We start from the raw sequence: 17,144 nt of genomic DNA, 5'->3' as shown, positions 1-17,144 counted from the left end.
CCTGTCGCAAGGCAACGGACAGGCGGGCAATCCGCCCGCCACGTACGGGGCATCTGCCCGGCCGACCCGCAGTGGAGGAGCTATGCGAGCGATCCATGACACGGTACACACGGTACGTATTGCAATTCTTGCTGGAATGATTTCACTGCTTACCGCATGCGGCGGCCATGGAGGCAGTTCGAGCAGCGGCAGTGGCACTGTTACTTCGCCGGGCGGCGTTAACCTCCAGGTCGTTTCGTTCGGCGACAGCCTGTCGGACGTCGGGACCTTTGCGCCGATCGCTAGCGCGGTGGGCGGGGGGCGTTTCACGACCAATCCGGGTCAAGTGTGGACTCAGGACGTCGCACAATACTACGGCGGCTCGCTAAGCGCTGCGTTTACCATCGACATCACGCATAAGCTGAGTGCGCAAAGCGGCCTCGGTTATGCGGAGGGCGGCGCCACGGTCGCGACGCCGGCAAATCTGTACGACTTTCTTTCTGACGTGATCGGCAATATCGAAATGCCGGTCAACCAGCAGGTTTCGAGCTACCTGAGCACGCACGGAAGCTTCAATTCAAGTCAACTGGTGCTGGTCTGGGCTGGCGCAAACGACGTGCTTCGCGCCGGTTCGCTGCCGGCCGCGGCGCCGACCGTGCAAACGGCGGCATCCACCCTCGCGCAGATTGTCGGGCAGATCGTTCAGAACGGCGCTACTCATGTGGTGGTGGTCAATGTGCCGAATGTCGGCCTGTCGCCCAAAGGCATCACCTCGTCCGACGGCGGGGCCAATCTGACCCAGCTATCGCAACTCTTCAACGAGGACCTGAACGCTGCCTTGCAAGCCGATGGCCTGCAAGGCAAGGTCATCCAGATCGACTCTTATACCTGGGTAGACCAGATCATCGCGAACTTTCAGGCCAACGGCTTCGCCGTGACCAACACCGGCCAGGCCTGCGACCCCACGAAAACGCCGGATGACACCGCTTTGTTGTGCTCACCGTCGACCTACGTGACGTCCAATGCCGATCAAACCTATATGTTCGCCGACGACCTTCATCCGACAACCCATCTGCATGCACTGTTCGCCCGGTACGTGGAGCAGCAGATCGCCCTGAGCGGGCTCGGGCATTGAGCCTTAAGCGAACCGCTGCGTCATTTCAGGCTGCCAGCAAGAAACTGCCCCAACCGTTCGCTTTTCGGATTGACGAGGATGTCTTGCGGATTGCCTTCCTCTTCGATTTTGCCCTTGTGCAGAAAGACCACGTGATTCGATACGTTGCGAGCGAATCCCATTTCGTGCGTGACCACGATCATCGTGCGCCCTTCTTCAGCCAACGCCTGCATGACTTTCAACACTTCACCGACCAGTTCCGGGTCAAGCGCCGAAGTGGGCTCGTCGAACAGCATGACTTCGGGCTCCATCGCCAGTGCGCGCGCAATGGCCACCCGCTGTTGCTGGCCGCCGGACAGATGAGCCGGATACTTGCTTTCCGTGCCGGCCGTGAGCCCCACCTTGGTCAGGTACTTGCGAGCCCGCGTCTCCGCTTGGGCCCGGCTCAAACCCAACACGCTGACGGGCGCCTCGATGATGTTTTCGAGCACGGTCATGTGTGCCCACAAGTTGAAGTGCTGAAACACCATCGATAGCTTGGCGCGCATTTTCTGCAGTTGCCTGCGGTCGCTCACTTGCAATGCGCCCTTTCTGTCACGCTTCGTCTGGATCTCTTCCGCGTCGACGGTGATACGCCCAGAGCAAGGCTGCTCAAGAAAATTTATGCAACGCAAAAAGGTGCTTTTCCCCGAGCCGCTCGAACCGATGATACTGATGACATCACCGGCCTTTGCCTTGAGTGATACGCCCTTCAGAACCTCGTTGTCACCAAACTTCTTGTGCACGTCATCGACAATCAGCTTATACATTCTCAATACACTCCATCTTGGCTGCGGGTAGCCGGTTAATGCCCTTGCGGCTTCAGAAAGGCCAGCAAGCGTGTTTCCATCCGGCGAAACGCCCATACCAGCGTAAAGACGATGGCGGCATACAGCACGGCGGCGATACCGTATGCCTGGAAGGAAGCGTAGGTTGCAGAGTTGACGTCGCGCGTCACTTTCAGAATGTCAGGTACCGTAGCGGTGAAAGCGAGCGTTGTTGCGTGCAGCATCAGGATGACTTCGTTGCTGTAGTTGGGTAGCGCGCGCCGCAATGCGGACGGCAGGACGATGCGGGTGTAGAGCTTGAATTTCGACATCCCGAAAGCCTGCCCGGCCTCGATCTCACCATAAGACGTCGCCTTTATCGCGCCTGCAAATATCTCCGTGGCGTACGCACACTCGTTCAGCGTAAACGCGAGCAACGTGCAATTCATCGCACTGCGGAAGAAAGCATCGAGCAGTTCGTGCGAGTGCACAACCTGGAGGCTGTAGAGGCCTGTATAGCAGAGCAGCAACTGAACGTAGAGCGGCGTGCCGCGGAAAACATACGTATAGAGCCAGACCGGTCCGGAGATGAAGCGGTTACGCGACGCGCGCGCAACGGCAAGTGGAACGGCGAGACCAAAACCCAGTCCGATCGACGCGACGAGAAGCCACAAGGTAATGACAAGACCACTGTAGTGATAGCCATCGGTGTACAGATAGTTTTGCCAGTATTGCCTGACGAGTTCAATCACAGCGCTGCCCTCCGTACGCCCATCGAATAACGCTTTTCCAGCCAGATCAATACAAGGTTCGACACGGTTGTGATCACAAGATAGATCGCACCGGCGATCAACGTGAAGAAGAAGAACTGCAACGTACTCTTGCCCGCATCCTGAGACGCCTTGACCACGTCGGAGAGTCCGATGATCGAGACTAGCGCTGTCGCCTTGACCAGCACCTGCCAGTTGTTGCCGATGCCGGGCATTGCGAAACGCATCATTTGCGGGAACATGATCCGGCTGAATACTCGCCAGGAGCTCATGCCGTAGGCGTAGCCTGCCTCGAGTTGCCCGCGAGGAACCGCGAGAAAAGCACCGCGAAATGTCTCGGTAAAGTAGGCCCCGTAGATAAAACCGAGCGTGATGACGCCGGCAACAAACGGGTCGATGTCGATCTGATCGACACCCAGCCAGTCGGTCAGATTGTTGAGCAGGATCTGAATCCCGTAGAACAGCAGCAGCATCAGCACGAGATCAGGAACAGCGCGAATCAGCGTTGTATAAATCGTGCCGATGCGGGACAGCACCCGGTTGGGCGACAGTTTCGCCGCCGCGCCGCCCAGGCCCAGCACAAACGAAGCGGCCAGCGACAACATCGCCAGTTTGATCGTTTCCCACATGCCCGCAAGAAGAAGCGGGCCAAACCCGTGAAATAACATGCTTACGTATCCTTGATGGCGAGGCGTTTGAGCGCGCAGCGCATCTGTTCTGCACGGCTGACTTCGGACGCTTGAACAGATGACGCCGCGCCGCCGCGCGGCGAGTGGATCGTGTAAATCGATAAGAAAGCGCGACAAGAAAGCGCGCCGGGAAAAGCGCTTGGCTAGCGCTTAGCCGCCATAGACGTCGAAGTCGAAATACTTCTTCTCGATCTTCTTGTAGGTGCCGTCCTTGATGATGTCGGCGATGGCCTTGTCAAGCTTGACCTTCAGGTCGGCGTCGTCCTTGCGCATGCCGATGCCCGCGCCATTGCCCAGGACCTTCTCGTCGACGATATCCTTGCCGGCGAACGCAAAGCCTGCGCCGCGCGGTGTCTTCAGAAAGCCGAGTTCAGCTTCCACCGCATCTTGCAACGAAGCGTCGAGGCGCCCCGAGAGCAGGTCGGTATAGACCTGATCCTGGTTCTGGTACGGCACGATCTTTGCGCCCTTCGGCTCCCAGTAGGTCTTCGCGTACGTTTCCTGAATCGTGCCCTGTTCGACACCGACCGTCTTGCCGGCCAGCGCTTGCGGCGTCGGCAGCAGCGGCGAGCCGGCCTTGGCGACAAGGCGCGTCGGCGTGTTGAACAGTTTCGCCGAGAAGGCAACCTGTTCCGCGCGTTGCGGCGTCATCGACATCGACGACAGCACGCCGTCGAACTTCTTCGCCTTCAGCGCGGGGATCATGCCGTCGAAGTCGTTTTCAACCCACACGCATTTGGCCTTCAGGCGCGCGCAGATTTCGTTGCCGAGGTCGATGTCGAAGCCCGCGAGCTTGCCGTCCGTGCCCTTTGATTCAAACGGCGGATAGCTGGCATCTACGCCGAACCGAACGGTCGACCAGTCTTTTGCATACGCACCGGTTGCAATGGCGGCAAGGGCGATGCACAGGACAAACTTCTTCATAAACTCTCCAGAAACGGTCTTCAAGGCGCTGAACGGTGCAGGAGGCGAGCTGCCCCTAACTCCGTGAATTTTGCCCAGCGATGTTGTATAGACATGACGATTTTTTCTTCGCATGCACCTGAATCGCCTTATGTTGTCTAGACATCATAGTAGCGAGTCCGCTTTCGACACCGCAACTAGGGTTTGCGCGCATGATGCGCGATTTACGCACGAATTTACGGGAGTTTACAAATACCTGCGACAGATTGAACGAGCGCTCTCCGTATGAAAATCGCCGAAGTTGTATATACATATTACACTTACCAGCTTGCGTAATCCTGTATAGACAGGGTGTCATGTAAGCAGGGCCAGCCGGTGCAGACGATCGGCTGAGCCGTTCAATCAGGCACCCAGGCTGTCGTTCCACCGGCTTCAGCCGCCTGCAGAGATTCGATCAGCCGTCGCATTTGCACCTGCAACTTCTGGTTTCAGGCGAACGCGGCATAAGCCGCCACGAAGATCATGCGGATGTCCATGGAAAGTGGCAGGCCACGCACACGCAAAGAAACGCGGTCGCAAGTTGGAGGACCTGTGTCGGGAGCGATTGGGCCGGATCGGGAAACTGCGAAAACATCACCAGAATAGTGGCCGACTGGTACGGCCTTTCGACATTGTGCTGCCCAACGACTACAGTTAATGGCTTGTCTATCCGCCGGCAGCACTGAACCGCCCTAACGCCGCGGCTTTTCGCACATGGCTGTTGTCGGCGGCATGAGGAGACCGAAGTCATGGAACGCGCTGAATTTCTTGCCGCCACGCGACAGCTGGTAGCCGCCGCTGAGATTCTAGCCAAGGCCGGCCCCCAAGACTGGCGGTCCGATGCTTTCCAGATGCTCGCGTTCTTTCGCCAATACGACCATCCTGGTGCCGGTTCGAACGCGGTCGCAACGTCCGACGACGCGCTGTTCGCGCGCACGGGTCACGCCGCACTCACCATGGCTGGACGAAATGAGTTTGCCGCGTCGCACGCGCTTCTCAAGCAGGCTCAAGCGCTTTTGTCCGCTACATGAAAAGCAGCGGGCACGAGCGCACCGAAGCGATTAGCCTCCCGCCCGCTTCGCGCTGTGGCCGCACTTTTTGAGCGCTTCAATAACCCGCTCGCAATGGTCACCCTGGACTTCAATTACGCCATCCTTGACCGTTCCACCAGAACCGCAGGCCGTGCGCAACTGCTTGCCTAGCAAGGCCAGGGCAAGAGGATCGAGCGCCAGCCCTTTAACGATCGTCACGCACTTCCCGCCCCGGCCCTTGGTCTCGCGAGTCACTCGCACCACGCCATCACCTGTCGGTGCGGTCTTGCCGACCGTCTTGCAGACACATTCCGCGAGCACCTGACTGCATCTGGGACACATCCGCCCGCCATCGGTGGAATAGACAAGGGCGCCTTTTGAACTACCCTTCATGAACGGATGAGCCATCGTCTGTTACCTATATCGCGTTTTCGCGCCGCTTCAACGACGGCGCGCATTTCAAGCACCCATTCAAGACAGCATACGGCATGTCCCCGCGCGATCGAGGCCGACGCCGATGGCGTCGAGCTCAATCCCGGTCTGCTGGGTGCGCCCTTCGTGCAATCGATCCGCGCAGTAGACGCTGCACAGGTCGATTGATTTCAATGAAGACCGCACTGCCAGCTTACTGTCGCAACGGTGACAGAATTATCGGAATCGCTCGGGACGGAACGGATAGGGATCGGCGAAAGGCTCGCCCCCCGTCATCATTTCCGCCAGCAAACGGCCTGTCACGGGACCGAGCGTCAATCCGTGGTGGTTATGCCCGAACGAAAACCACAGCCCTCGATGGCGTGGCGCGCGCCCGATGACGGGCCGCATGTCGGGCGTACACGGCCGCAACCCGAGCCATGGGGCATCATCGAGCCGGCGGCCCAGACCGAATATCGGCCGGGCGGCGGCTTCCGCGCGTTCCAGCTGAACGCCCGTCGGCGGTGCCTCGCGCCGGGCGATTTCCACGCCGGTCGTCAGCCGCAGGCGCCCTTGCATGGGCGCGACCACGTATCCTTTTTCCGTGTCGACCAGCGGTACCGAGAGCATCGGCTTCATGGCCTCGTAGTGCATGTGATACCCGCGTTTGGCCCGTAGCGGTATCCGATATCCGAGCGGCTCGAATACCTTGTCGGACCACGGGCCGAGCGCCACGACCACCTCTTTGGCGCTGATCCTGCCCTGCGGCGTCTGAACAGTCCATGCATCGGCTTCCTGACGCACCGTGACCGCCTCGCCAGTGAGAAGCACGCCGCCGCCCTCCTCGAACAGCCGTGCATAGCCCTTCGTCAACGCACCCGGATTGGAGATGCTCGTCGGGTCCTGCCAATGCAATGCCCCGCAAAATCCCGGCGCGATACCGGGCTCGCGCGCCACCAGTGCGTCGGCATCGTGCGGCGCCACACGCAGTCCATATGTCCTCGCCGTGACTTCGGCGGCTGATACCTGCCGTTCATATTCCGCTCGCGTGCGGAATGCCTCGAGCCAGCCGCCGTCATGCGCGAGGCTCTGGAGGCCGGCACGCCCGATCAGCGCATCGTGCTCGGCGACGCTTTGCCGGATCAACGGCAGCATGTCGCGCGCGGCCGCTTCGAGCCGCTCCGGAGACGACTCCCACCAGAATCGCGCAAGCCATGTCGCAAAAGAAGGCAGCGCCTTGTAGTCCCAGTACAGGTCGGTCGACCGATTGCGCATGTAGCGCAGCAGCGTGCCGAGATCGCGCGGAAAGCCGTAAGGCACCACGGACGAACTTTCGATCAGGCCGGCATTGCCGAAACTGGTCTCTTCGCCGGGGCCGCGTCGATCGATGAGCGCCACGCGACGACCGCGATCCTGCAGATGCAGCGCAGACGACACGCCGACAATCCCGGCTCCCAGCACGATCACATCGAAATCCATAAGCTCGCTCGAATGTTCATATCGGAACCCGATGCGAATCCGATCGCATCGGGTCATGAACCGGTTACTTCGCGATGATGTCGCGCTTGAAATACTTCTGCGAAAGATTGCTGAGCGTGCCGTCCTTCTTCAAAGCGTCGAGCGCGGCATCGATCTTTCCGGCCAGGGCCTTGTCGCCTTTGCGCAAGCCGAAGCCCGTTCCTTCGCCAAGCGTTGCCGGATCGCTAAGCGGCTGGCCGACAATTGCATAGTCATGGCCTGACGGCTTGTTCAGGAAACCATCCTCAACCGTCTGCGCTTCCTGGACGGCGGCATCCAGGCGTCCGGCAACGAGGTCGGCATACACCTGATCCTGGTCCTGGTACGAGACGATCGACACGCCGGCATTCGCCCAGTGGCGCTTGAGGAAATCTTCCTGCGACGAACCCTGCAGGACGCCGACCCGTTTGCCTTGCAGGCTCTTCACGTCCGGCAGCAAGGGGGAACCGCGCTTTGCCACCATCACGATCGGCACCACGTAGATCGGCGGCGTGAAGTCGATGGACTGTTTGCGCTTGTCCGTGATGTTCATCGCGGAATTGATGACGTCGAATTTGCGCGCCTGCAATGCGGGAATCAGGCCGTCGAACGAATTCTCCACCCACTCGCATTTCACGCCCATCTTTGCACACACCGCGTTGCCGACGTCGACGTCGAATCCCTGCAATTGCCCTGCCGGCGACTTGCTTTCGAACGGCGGATACGCGGCCTCGATGCCGAAACGCAAGGTGCTTTGAGTCTCGGCGCTGACGGTGCCGACCGACCCGATTAACGCAGCCGCGACGAAAAGTGAGAGTGGAAGCTTCAGACGCATGATGGTTCCCTATGAAATTGGGGTTCGCAAATTTAGGGTACGGGCGCTAACTGACGGCGCGACCTCAAGAAGACGAATGAGATGCCCAAAGGGCCTGTCCTCACACTCGTTCTGGAACAACAGTCTATTCTGGACACTCGCAAATGCAAGCAATTTTCAAAATAAAAGTCCAGACTGGACTTTTTGACTTTAGAATTGCGCTAACGCCGCAAGCCGGCAACGATGTGGAGAGCAGGCCCATGAGCAGCACAGACAAAGTATTCCCGTTGATCGTCCAGCAGGACGCGGTGCGTAAAGCACTGCCCCACCTCGATGTGCGCGGCGCGTTGACACGCATGTTTCTCGTGCTTGCGAACGATTCCGCGGTGCAGCCGCCTCAGACCTTCACCCCGTTTCCACACGGGGCTGGCGATTTCATTACATACCTCGGCGTCATGGCGGACGCCAAGGTATTCGGAGCCAAGCTGTCGCCGTACATCGTGACGGAATCGAAACCCGTCATTACCGCGTGGACCGCACTGATGTCGATGGAAACGGGCCAGCCGCTGATGTGGTGCGATGCGGGTCTGCTCACCATCGAGCGCACCGCCGGTGCGACGGCACTTGCGGTGGACCACCTTGCGACGAACGAGGCGCGCCGACTCGCCATCGTCGGTGCGGGGTCAGTTGGGCAGGCGCATTTGCGCCAGCTTGCGCCACTGCGGCCGTGGGACTCGATCAATGTGTTTTCGCCGGAGCTTGCGCGAAACGAGGCAAAGCGCGCAGCGGTCGCCGCCCTTCATGAGCGCGTGCGGATTTGCACCCAGCTTGACGATTGCGTGCGCGATGCCGACGTGGTGGCGTTGTGCACATCCTCGGGCACGCCCGTACTGTCGGACACGATGCTGACCAAGCCGGCGCTCATCACGTCGATCAGCACGAATGTCGCCAACGCACACGAGATCCCACCGGCGTGGATTCAAGACATGGACGTCTATTGCGACTACCGGCGCACCACGCCTGCCAGCGCCGGTGAAATGAAATTGGCGGCGCAACTGCATGACTGGTCGCCGGAAAGTGTTCTGGGAGATTTGCCCGAACTGGTATCCGGCACGGCCAGGCAACCCTCCCGGCGACGGCATGTCTTCTTCCGCTCAATCGGACTCGGACTGGAAGATGTGGCGATCGCTTACGCCTTGTTCAGGCACATGGCTGGACAGCCGATAAGTTAAGCAGGACCGCGGCGGCTGTGAACGGGTTGCCCCAACCAGGCATGAACACCTCCCGTGGCAAAATAGTGCACTGCAACGAATATCCGTTGTCCCTCGACGCACGCACACGCCGCCAGACCCGGCGTAACTGACAATCCCATGCTTCCCTATGCGAAAGACTAAGACCACACCCGCGCGCCGGCTTTTGCTGGATCGCTACGGCCGTGTCGCCGACGGCATTGCGCTGCTCTTCTTTCCGTACGTCGAAATCGTCATTCATGACCTGCAGAGCCAGACGGTTGCGTACATTGCAAACAACCTGTCAAAGCGTGAACTGGGCGATGAATCCGCGCTGGAAGAAATTGATCATTCGGCGCAGTCGGGCACGATCGGTCCGTACGAAAAGATCAATTGGGACGGCAGGCGAATGCGCTGTGTCAGCACGGTGCTCTTTGACGACGCCGGCGCGGCTGTCGGCGTGATGTGCGTCAATTACAACATCGCCGTCTTTGAGGACATGAAACATGTCATCGACCGCGTGGTGTCAGGCGCAGGCCTCGTGAAGCAGCCTGAGGAGCTGTTCAAGGACGACTGGCAAGAGCGTATCAACACTTTTCTGCACGCATGGCTTCAGGAACGCCAACTGGCATTGAACTCCCTGACCCGGGAGCACCGTCGCGAGCTTGTCGAGGCACTGTGGGAGGAAGGCGCGTTCAAAGGAAAAAGCGCGGCTAACTACGTTGCCAACGTCCTAGGTATGGGCCGCGCGACCGTCTACCAGCATATTAGAGATTTACGAGGCGCTGCAGCTTAGGCTGAACCGGATTCGGCGGCCCTCGCCGGTGATTGCCGCCAGCCTCCTTGTCGTGGCGCTACTGGGGTGCCATCGAGATCCGGATAGTCAGGTGCAACATTGACGTCTTGTCAGATGAAACCTGGCGCTTATACTGCCAATTGCCTGAAGATAGTCCGCTGCGCGGTATGCTCGGCTCGGCATAACGGCATGGTGCCGTGCCCGGGTCGGGCGATTCACGCGTCAATCGCCCGGCGATGCGAAAAACCACGGTAATACTGTCGGAGACGGGCCCATGAGCACGACCATCTCAATCGAAGAGCCGCGCCGCATCATCTGGATCGTGACCAAGATCTACTCGGGTTTGCTGATCATTGGTTGCGCGCTGATTCCCGCTTACCTGATTGCCTATCTGGCTTTCTTTCAGGACCCGAGCCTGAAGTTCGAAAGCCACGCGTTTCACGAAATCGCGATCGCAGCAGCGACGCTCGAGGGTCTGTTTGTCACCTACGTGACATGGCGTTGCTATCTGTCGTCAGGCGAGCCGCTATTACGGTGGCTGACATTGGGCTTTCTAGGCTTTGTGCTGGTCTATGCGCTGCACGGCGCGTTCACCGGCATGGCTCACCACAATATCTGGCTATTCCTGCTCTACGGACCGGCATCGCGTCTGGTGATGTCGGTGCTGCTGCTGGTGGGGCTTCTCTCGTACCACAGCACGCCAGACGCAGTCGAGCGGCGCTCGAAACCGCGCCCGTGGCTGACGTGGATCGCCGTGTTCGTCCTGATCGACCTGGTCGTCGGACTCATTGCGAACTCGCCAATTGCGGGCACCCCCGCAGTGCGGTTATCCATGGAAGGTGGGGCGCTCGTCTTCTCGACGCTGAACGTCATGGTGCTCATGCTGCGTCGCATTCGCTCCCCGCTGATGGTGATCTACGGCATCTCGGTCACCTCCTTCGCGCTTGCGTCTCTCGCGTTCATTCTCGGCAAGCCCTGGAATCATATGTGGTGGCTGGCGCACGCGATCTTCGCCGCCGGTTTTTTCCTGCTGAGTTATGGCGTGGTTCAAGCGTTTCGCACGACGCGGTCCTTTTCGACGATCTACAGCCAGGAAGAACTGATGGCTCGCCTCGCCGAAGCGATGGCGCGCACGGAAAGCGCGCTGCAGGAACTCCAGCGTACCAATCACCAGCTCGAGCATCTCGCCGCGACCGATCCGCTGACGGGCGCCGCGAACCGGCGCGAGTTTATCCATCAAGTGACGGCGGAAATCGCACGAGCCAAGCGAGGTGGTGCGCCGTTCTCGCTGCTGGCGCTGGATCTCGACAACTTCAAATTGATCAACGACAACTACGGCCATCAGGTGGGTGACGAGGTATTGCAGCGATTCGTGCAGAAATGCCTTGATGCCATTCGCCCCTACGACGGCGTCGCGCGGGTCGGTGGCGAAGAGTTTATGGTGCTGCTGCCTAAAGCCGCGCGAGACGCGGCACGCTCGATTGCGGAGCGCGTGCGGGGCGCCGTGGCTACCGAGAAGTTCTATACCGGAACCGGGCGGGCCGTCGCCGTTACCGTCAGTGTCGGGATCTCCGAGTTCGGCCGCGACGGCGATACGATCGACACCCTCTTACGCGTCGCCGATGAGCGCCTTTACCAGGCCAAGCACGATGGCCGCAACCGTGTGGTGGCCGGATAGACGCGTTTAACTCATCCGTGGCGCATGTCTCGCCATTCCGCTCAACCCGCATGCCTGCTTTGTCAGGAAGCTCGCGCTTTATACAACTTGCGCCGAACGTCCGGTTTCATCAAGCCAGCGAACGATGTTACGCACAGTATCGCCATAGAAAGTGCGGTACAGCTCTTTCGACACATAGCCGATATGAGGCGTCGCGAGCACGTTGGGCAATTCACGCAGAGGGTGCGGATTGTCGAGCGGCTCGACGTCGTAGACGTCCAGTGCGGCGCCGCCGATCTGACCGGTCGTGAGTGCCCGAAGCAGCGCGGCAGAGTCGACGATCGCGCCTCTCGACGTATTGATCAGCCGGCTTGTGGGTTTCATCTGCGCGAGTTCCGCAGCACCGACCAAACCTTGGGTTCGCTCGCTAAACCGCACATGGATCGACAGGAAATCCGCCGTGGAGAACAACACATCCTTGCTGACGCGCTGCACGCCCTTTTCCGCGGCGCGCTCCTCGGTGAGGTTCTGACTCCACGCAATGACGTTCATTCTGAATGCCCGTCCGATGATGCCGACAGCCGAGCCGATATGGCCAAGGCCAAGCAATCCGAGCGTCTTGCCCGCGAGTTGATCGCCAAGCGAAAGCTGCCAGCCGCCCTGACGCAGTGACTGATTCTCGAGGGGAATGTTGCGGGCCATCGCGAGAATCAGCGCCCACGTCAGCTCGATCGTCGGCGTGGACGAATAGCCCGTATGACGAATTTCGATGCCGCGTTCCGCAGCCGCCTCCTGATCGATCGACGCGTTCACGGGGCCGGTCGAGGCAATCAGCTTCAGGTTCGGCAGGCTTTCGATGACCGCGCGGGACAGCGGTGTGCGTTCTCGCATCACGCATACGACGTCGAATGGCTGCAGGCGTTGAATCAGGCTCCCGATGTCAGCGACGTGGTCGTTGAACACCGTAACGTCCGCCAGGTTCTTAAGAGGCGACCAGTCTGCCATGCTCAGCGCGACGTTCTGATAGTCGTCGAGGACGGCCACCTTGATAGGCAATTTGGGGTTCATGTTGCGCGCTCCATAAGTTATTGACGTTGCTGCCAACTGAATGCTAAGAAACCCGGCCCACCACGTAAATCAATAAGTGGCGACGCGACCCATCGCGAACCGCGATGGCTGGCCATCGACTTGCAACAGCCTTCATGACACGCTGCCTTGCTGCTTGTCGAGGTGGTCGACCAGCATGCGCGCAGGAAGCGGCAGCGTGTCGAAATGGCGCGCGATGATTAACAGCGGCCGCAGCGACCACGGTTCGTCAAGCTCAACGACGCGAAATGGCACCGAATGCATATAAGGCGTCACGCTTCCCTTGGGGAGCACGCCAATGCCGAGCCCCGCGCTGACCATGTTGCGCACGCCCTCGAAGCTTGTCACCTCGATACGCACGCGAAGCCGCTTGCCCGCACGCTCGGCGGCGGTACGACACAGTTTCGAAATGGACGTGCCGTACGGCATGCTGACGACGTCGTCCTCCAGCACTTCCGCGAAGCTCACGCTTGCGCGCCCGGCGAGCCGATGATCCGACGGCACGATCACAACCAGCTTATCGACGCTGTACGGACGCCACTGCAAATCGCCGAGGGAGTCTTCGGTGGCCGAGCAGATGCCGAGATCGGCAACGCCGCTGGCGATCGCCTGCACCACTTCATCGCTCGATTTCTCGACCATATCGATCCGCACCTTCGGATTGGTGCGCAGGAAGGCACGCAGCACACCCGGCAGATACTGGACCATGGCGGTGAAGTTCACATAAATCCGGGTATGTCCCCTTAACCCCGCCGAATATTCAGACAATTCGTCGGAGATTTGCTGCAAGTGCTCGCTCAGCCGCTTCGCATGATGATAGAGGGCCTCTCCCGCGGGCGTAGGCTGTACGCCGCGGCTGTGCCGATATAACAGCGGCGTGCCGGCGTCGTCTTCGAGATCCGATACGCGCTTACTGACGGCCGACGCCACGATGTGCGTGCGGGCCGCCGCCGCAGCAATGCTGCCCTCCTCGATGACAGCCACGAAAATGCGCAGAGACTCCATGTCGAGTCGCAACGGCCGATCTGCTGAAACACGCATCCTCACTCCTTCGGGTTGGATATCCGCTCGGTTTTCACCCATCGCGTTTGGCGATGCCTCTATTGAACATTGAGAAGTTTTCAACACGCCTCGCGACCGGCATTCTGTGTGCCATAGCGTTCGATCCTCGCAGGACCATCGGTCAAGGCGCGCGGCCGGGCAGCGCGCACCGCGATTCTATGTCGAGGAGGCGACGTTGTCCTGGACGCCGGAACATTGGCTTTGTCAGAAGCACAAGCCGGTGCCCGGCGGGAACGCTTGACAACGCTGTTGAAAATACGAAGGAGACGATAGATGGAACACAAACAACTCGCCTTGAGCTCGCGAACTCACTGGTACGCGGGTCTCACGGCAATGCACTGGCGTGTGCTGAAGGCTAGCTTTCTCGGCTGGATTTTCGACGGCTACGAGGCCCTGGCACTCGTCGTCGTGCTTGGGCCGATGCTGCATTCGGTGCTGTCGCCGACGCAAGCCGCATCCCCCACGACTTACGCGGGCCTGGTAATCGGCATCACACTGCTTGGCTGGGGGGCGGGCGGTCTGATCGGCGGGATTCTCGCGGACTATGTCGGCCGCAAACGGATGATGCTCTGGTCCGTATTCCTCTATGCGGTGTTTTCGGGTTTGACTGCGTTCTCGCAAACCTTCTGGGTGTTGTGCGGGCTGCGTTTCCTGACTGGCCTCGCCATGGGCAGCGAATGGAGCACGGGCGTCGCGCTGCTGTCGGAAACCTGGCCGGAGCGGGCGCGTGCGAAAGGGGCGGGCTTCCTGCAATCGGGCTTCGGCTGGGGCACGCTGATCGCAGCCGTCGTGTGGTACGCGCTTTCGTCGACGCATCCACTCGGTGCCGAAACCTGGCGGCTGATGTTCGTGCTTGGCGCGGTCCCGGCATTCTTTGTGCTGTACATCCGCCGCGGAGTCAGCGAGTCGGAGAAATGGCAACGCGCGGTGCGCGAGAAACGCTGGAGCGCGACAAGCACGACGAGCACGACGAACACGCAGCCGGTTGCTGGCGACGCGCCTGCATCCGACAAGCGCCCCTTCACGCTCACGCAACTGTTCAGTGAACCCGAAGCGCTGCGCCGCACGCTGCTTCTGCTGGTGTTGTCGATCGTCACGACGGTCGGCTGGTGGGCCATTTCCAGCTGGCTGCCGACCTACACCGTGTCGCTCGCTAAAGCCGAAGGTATCGCCGACGCCTTGTCGTGGGGCTCGAAGATATCGATCGCGTACACCCTTGGCGCGATTGCGGCCTACATGATCGCGGGCTTCGTGGTGGATGCGATCGGCCGGCGGGCGTTCCTGTCACTCACTTTCGTCGGCGCGCTGGTAACAACGTTCGTCACGTACAAACTGACGACAAGCGTCGAAGCGATGATGATCGTGGCGCCGATCAATGGCTTCTTCACCCTGGGCTGTGCTTATGTCTGGATGGCGATCTACCCCTGTGAACTCTTTGGTTCGAGCGTGCGTTCCACTGCCATCAGCTTCGTGTTCAATGCGGCGCGCCTGATCGCGTGGGTGTTCCCGATCATCGCGGGCAGCATGATCAAATCGTTCGGTGGTGTGTCGCAGGCCGCGCTGGCACTCGGCTCCGTGTATCTGCTCGGTATCGTGCTGCCGTGGTTCTTGCCTGAGACGAATGGCGCAGGCATGCCGGACTAATTCCGCTCAGTATTTTGGATACCTAACCCTATTCTGGAGAGAAAGATGACTCAAAATTTTCGTATCGGACAGATCGTCCCAAGCTCGAATACGACCATGGAAACTGAAATTCCCGCCATGTTTCGTGCCCGTGAAGCGATCCGCCCGGAGCGGTTCACTTTCCATTCGAGCCGGATGAGAATGCACAAGGTTACGAAGGAAGAATTGGAAGCGATGAACAAGGAAGGCTTGCGCTGTGCGGCCGAACTCGCCGACGCTCGTGTCGATGTCATGAGCACGGCGTGCCTGGTCGCGATCATGGCAATGGGGCCCGGCTATCATCGGCAAACTGAACGCGAACTGCTGGAGGTTGCTCGTGCCAATCATTGCCTTGCGCCCATCATGACCTCCGCGGGAGCGTTGGTAGAAGGTCTGAAGATCATGGGCGCGCGCCGGATTTCGCTGATGGCGCCGTACATGCGGCCCTTGACGGACCTGGTCGTCGCTTATATCGAGAACGAAGGCATTGAGGTCATCGATTCCCTCTCCTTTGAGATTCCCGATAACCTTGAAGTCGGTCTGCGCGACCCAATGCAGTTGGTCGACGACGTTCGCGGCCTGAACACGGAAGGCGCGGACGTCGTGGTGGCGTCCGCATGCGTTCAAATGCCCTCATTGCCGGCGATTCAGCGCATCGAAGACATGCTGGGCATCCGCACCGTCTCGACCGCGGTATGCACCGTCCGGGGCATGCTGGATCGGCTCAAGCTTGAGCCGATCGTCCCTGGCGCGGGCGCGCTGCTGTCCGGCGCGTGACCGACAACGCAGGCGGCGCTTACTCACTGACAATAGTTGAGGGGCGCCACCCGCGCAGCGTCGTATTTCCCACTCCCGCGACGGGCCCGCACCGGCCGAAAAGGTGGCGAGGAAGTCACCACGAGTACATCCTCTTCGGCCGTTGCGGTCCGTCGCGGTGTCGGCTGGCCCAGGCTACACCGCCATCACCGAAACGGCCTTGGTGACCAGATAGGCTTCCATCGCTTCCGGTCCGCCTTCCGACCCATAGCCCGAATCCTTCACGCCGCCAAACGGCATTTCCGGCGACGGCGTAGCAGGCTGGTTGACCCACAACATGCCGACTTCCATCTGTTGCGACAGCAGATGCACGTTGCGGAACGACTTCGTGAACGCGTAACCCGCGAGACCATACGGCAGACGGTTCGCCTCGGCGATCGCTTCTTCGAGCGTGTCGAAACCGCGGATAGCGGCGATCGGGCCGAACGGCTCGTTGTTGAACACGTCCGCTTCGAGCGACACGTTGGTCAGCACGGTCGGCGCGAAGAAGTTGCCTTCCGAGCCCACGCGTTCGCCGCCCGTCTCGACCCTGGCGCCGGTCTTGCGCGCGTCGTCGAGCACCTTGCTCATGGCGCTCAGACGGCGCGCATTGGCGAGCGGCCCCAGGGTGGTGCCTTCGGCCAGGCCGTCGCCGAGCTTGAGGCCTTCAGCGTGCTTGACGAGCGCCGCGGCGAATTCTTCGCGGAGACTGTTGTGCACCAGGAAGCGCGTGGGCGAGATGCAGACCTGGCCGGCATTGCGGAACTTCGCGCCGCCCGCGGCCCTGACGGCCAGCGCCACGTC

The 17,144-nt window shown here is 60.2% G+C and carries 17 protein-coding genes; 7 read left to right on the top strand and 10 right to left on the bottom strand.

Annotated features, from left to right (window positions below; all coding sequences use genetic code 11):
* Nucleotides 1-82: 82 nt before the first annotated feature.
* Entirely contained in the window at nucleotides 83-1,114 is a 1,032-nt protein-coding gene (locus P3T22_RS05550) for an SGNH/GDSL hydrolase family protein (RefSeq protein WP_063500049.1), read from the top strand.
* Nucleotides 1,115-1,134: 20 nt separating this feature from the next.
* Here P3T22_RS05550 and P3T22_RS05545 read toward each other — a convergent pair whose 3' ends face one another.
* The 4 genes from P3T22_RS05545 to P3T22_RS05530 all read right to left on the bottom strand — a co-directional run bounded on the left by P3T22_RS05545 (nucleotide 1,135) and on the right by P3T22_RS05530 (nucleotide 4,282).
* The gene (locus P3T22_RS05545) at nucleotides 1,135-1,902 is read right to left on the bottom strand and encodes an ABC transporter ATP-binding protein (RefSeq protein WP_063500050.1); all 768 of its coding nucleotides are present in this window, start codon (nucleotides 1,900-1,902) and stop codon (nucleotides 1,135-1,137) included.
* A gap of 35 nt (nucleotides 1,903-1,937) precedes the next feature.
* Nucleotides 1,938-2,651 (bottom strand): ABC transporter permease, encoded by a 714-nt coding sequence (locus P3T22_RS05540; protein ID WP_429324475.1) that lies wholly within the window; start codon nucleotides 2,649-2,651, stop codon nucleotides 1,938-1,940.
* Nucleotides 2,648-3,337 carry an ABC transporter permease gene (locus P3T22_RS05535; protein ID WP_063500052.1) on the bottom strand — a complete coding sequence of 230 codons (690 nt, stop codon included), beginning with the start codon at nucleotides 3,335-3,337 and terminating at the stop codon, nucleotides 2,648-2,650. The genes P3T22_RS05540 and P3T22_RS05535 overlap by 4 nt, the downstream gene beginning before the upstream one ends.
* A gap of 171 nt (nucleotides 3,338-3,508) precedes the next feature.
* Entirely contained in the window at nucleotides 3,509-4,282 is a 774-nt protein-coding gene (locus P3T22_RS05530; RefSeq protein WP_063500053.1) for an ABC transporter substrate-binding protein, read from the bottom strand.
* Nucleotides 4,283-5,049: 767 nt separating this feature from the next.
* Here P3T22_RS05530 and P3T22_RS05525 point away from each other — a divergent pair.
* Nucleotides 5,050-5,331, top strand: a complete 282-nt coding sequence (locus tag P3T22_RS05525; RefSeq protein WP_063500054.1) for a hypothetical protein — start codon at nucleotides 5,050-5,052, stop codon at nucleotides 5,329-5,331.
* Between the two features lie 30 nt (nucleotides 5,332-5,361).
* Here P3T22_RS05525 and P3T22_RS05520 read toward each other — a convergent pair whose 3' ends face one another.
* From P3T22_RS05520 to P3T22_RS05510, 3 genes are all read right to left on the bottom strand, one after another.
* Nucleotides 5,362-5,724 (bottom strand): translation initiation factor Sui1, encoded by a 363-nt coding sequence (locus P3T22_RS05520; protein WP_429324684.1) that lies wholly within the window; start codon nucleotides 5,722-5,724, stop codon nucleotides 5,362-5,364.
* A gap of 255 nt (nucleotides 5,725-5,979) precedes the next feature.
* Nucleotides 5,980-7,221: an NAD(P)/FAD-dependent oxidoreductase gene (locus P3T22_RS05515; RefSeq protein WP_429324474.1), complete on the bottom strand. Its 1,242-nt coding sequence runs from the start codon at nucleotides 7,219-7,221 to the stop codon at nucleotides 5,980-5,982.
* Nucleotides 7,222-7,285: 64 nt separating this feature from the next.
* A complete protein-coding gene (locus P3T22_RS05510; protein ID WP_063500057.1) occupies nucleotides 7,286-8,074 on the bottom strand; it encodes an ABC transporter substrate-binding protein in 789 nt (262 codons plus the stop codon).
* 239 nt (nucleotides 8,075-8,313) lie between these two features.
* On the opposite strand from P3T22_RS05510, the gene P3T22_RS05505 reads away from it, so the two are divergent.
* From P3T22_RS05505 to P3T22_RS05495, 3 genes are all read left to right on the top strand, one after another.
* Nucleotides 8,314-9,285 (top strand): ornithine cyclodeaminase family protein, encoded by a 972-nt coding sequence (locus tag P3T22_RS05505; RefSeq protein ID WP_429324473.1) that lies wholly within the window; start codon nucleotides 8,314-8,316, stop codon nucleotides 9,283-9,285.
* Between the two features lie 148 nt (nucleotides 9,286-9,433).
* Nucleotides 9,434-10,078, top strand: a complete 645-nt coding sequence (locus tag P3T22_RS05500; RefSeq protein WP_063500059.1) for a helix-turn-helix transcriptional regulator — start codon at nucleotides 9,434-9,436, stop codon at nucleotides 10,076-10,078.
* A 274-nt stretch (nucleotides 10,079-10,352) separates the two neighbouring features.
* Nucleotides 10,353-11,756 carry a GGDEF domain-containing protein gene (locus P3T22_RS05495; RefSeq protein WP_429324472.1) on the top strand — a complete coding sequence of 468 codons (1,404 nt, stop codon included), beginning with the start codon at nucleotides 10,353-10,355 and terminating at the stop codon, nucleotides 11,754-11,756.
* Nucleotides 11,757-11,834: 78 nt separating this feature from the next.
* On the opposite strand, the gene P3T22_RS05490 is transcribed toward P3T22_RS05495, so the two are convergent.
* Nucleotides 11,835-12,803: a D-2-hydroxyacid dehydrogenase family protein gene (locus tag P3T22_RS05490; RefSeq protein ID WP_063500061.1), complete on the bottom strand. Its 969-nt coding sequence runs from the start codon at nucleotides 12,801-12,803 to the stop codon at nucleotides 11,835-11,837.
* A gap of 132 nt (nucleotides 12,804-12,935) precedes the next feature.
* Nucleotides 12,936-13,862 (bottom strand): LysR family transcriptional regulator, encoded by a 927-nt coding sequence (locus P3T22_RS05485; protein WP_063500062.1) that lies wholly within the window; start codon nucleotides 13,860-13,862, stop codon nucleotides 12,936-12,938.
* A gap of 294 nt (nucleotides 13,863-14,156) precedes the next feature.
* On the opposite strand from P3T22_RS05485, the gene P3T22_RS05480 reads away from it, so the two are divergent.
* Nucleotides 14,157-15,527, top strand: a complete 1,371-nt coding sequence (locus P3T22_RS05480; RefSeq protein WP_063500063.1) for an MFS transporter — start codon at nucleotides 14,157-14,159, stop codon at nucleotides 15,525-15,527.
* 45 nt (nucleotides 15,528-15,572) lie between these two features.
* A complete protein-coding gene (locus P3T22_RS05475; RefSeq protein WP_082855420.1) occupies nucleotides 15,573-16,322 on the top strand; it encodes a maleate cis-trans isomerase family protein in 750 nt (249 codons plus the stop codon).
* A 174-nt stretch (nucleotides 16,323-16,496) separates the two neighbouring features.
* Here P3T22_RS05475 and P3T22_RS05470 read toward each other — a convergent pair.
* Nucleotides 16,497-17,144, bottom strand: a 648-nt coding sequence (locus P3T22_RS05470; protein ID WP_429324471.1) for an aldehyde dehydrogenase family protein, incomplete at its 5' end; no start/stop codon positions are given.

The organism is Paraburkholderia sp. GAS348 (assembly GCF_050434205.1).
GTDB lineage: Bacteria > Pseudomonadota > Gammaproteobacteria > Burkholderiales > Burkholderiaceae > Paraburkholderia.
Note: the sequence above shows the minus strand (reverse complement) of the source record. Positions and strands in the feature narration are given on the sequence as shown.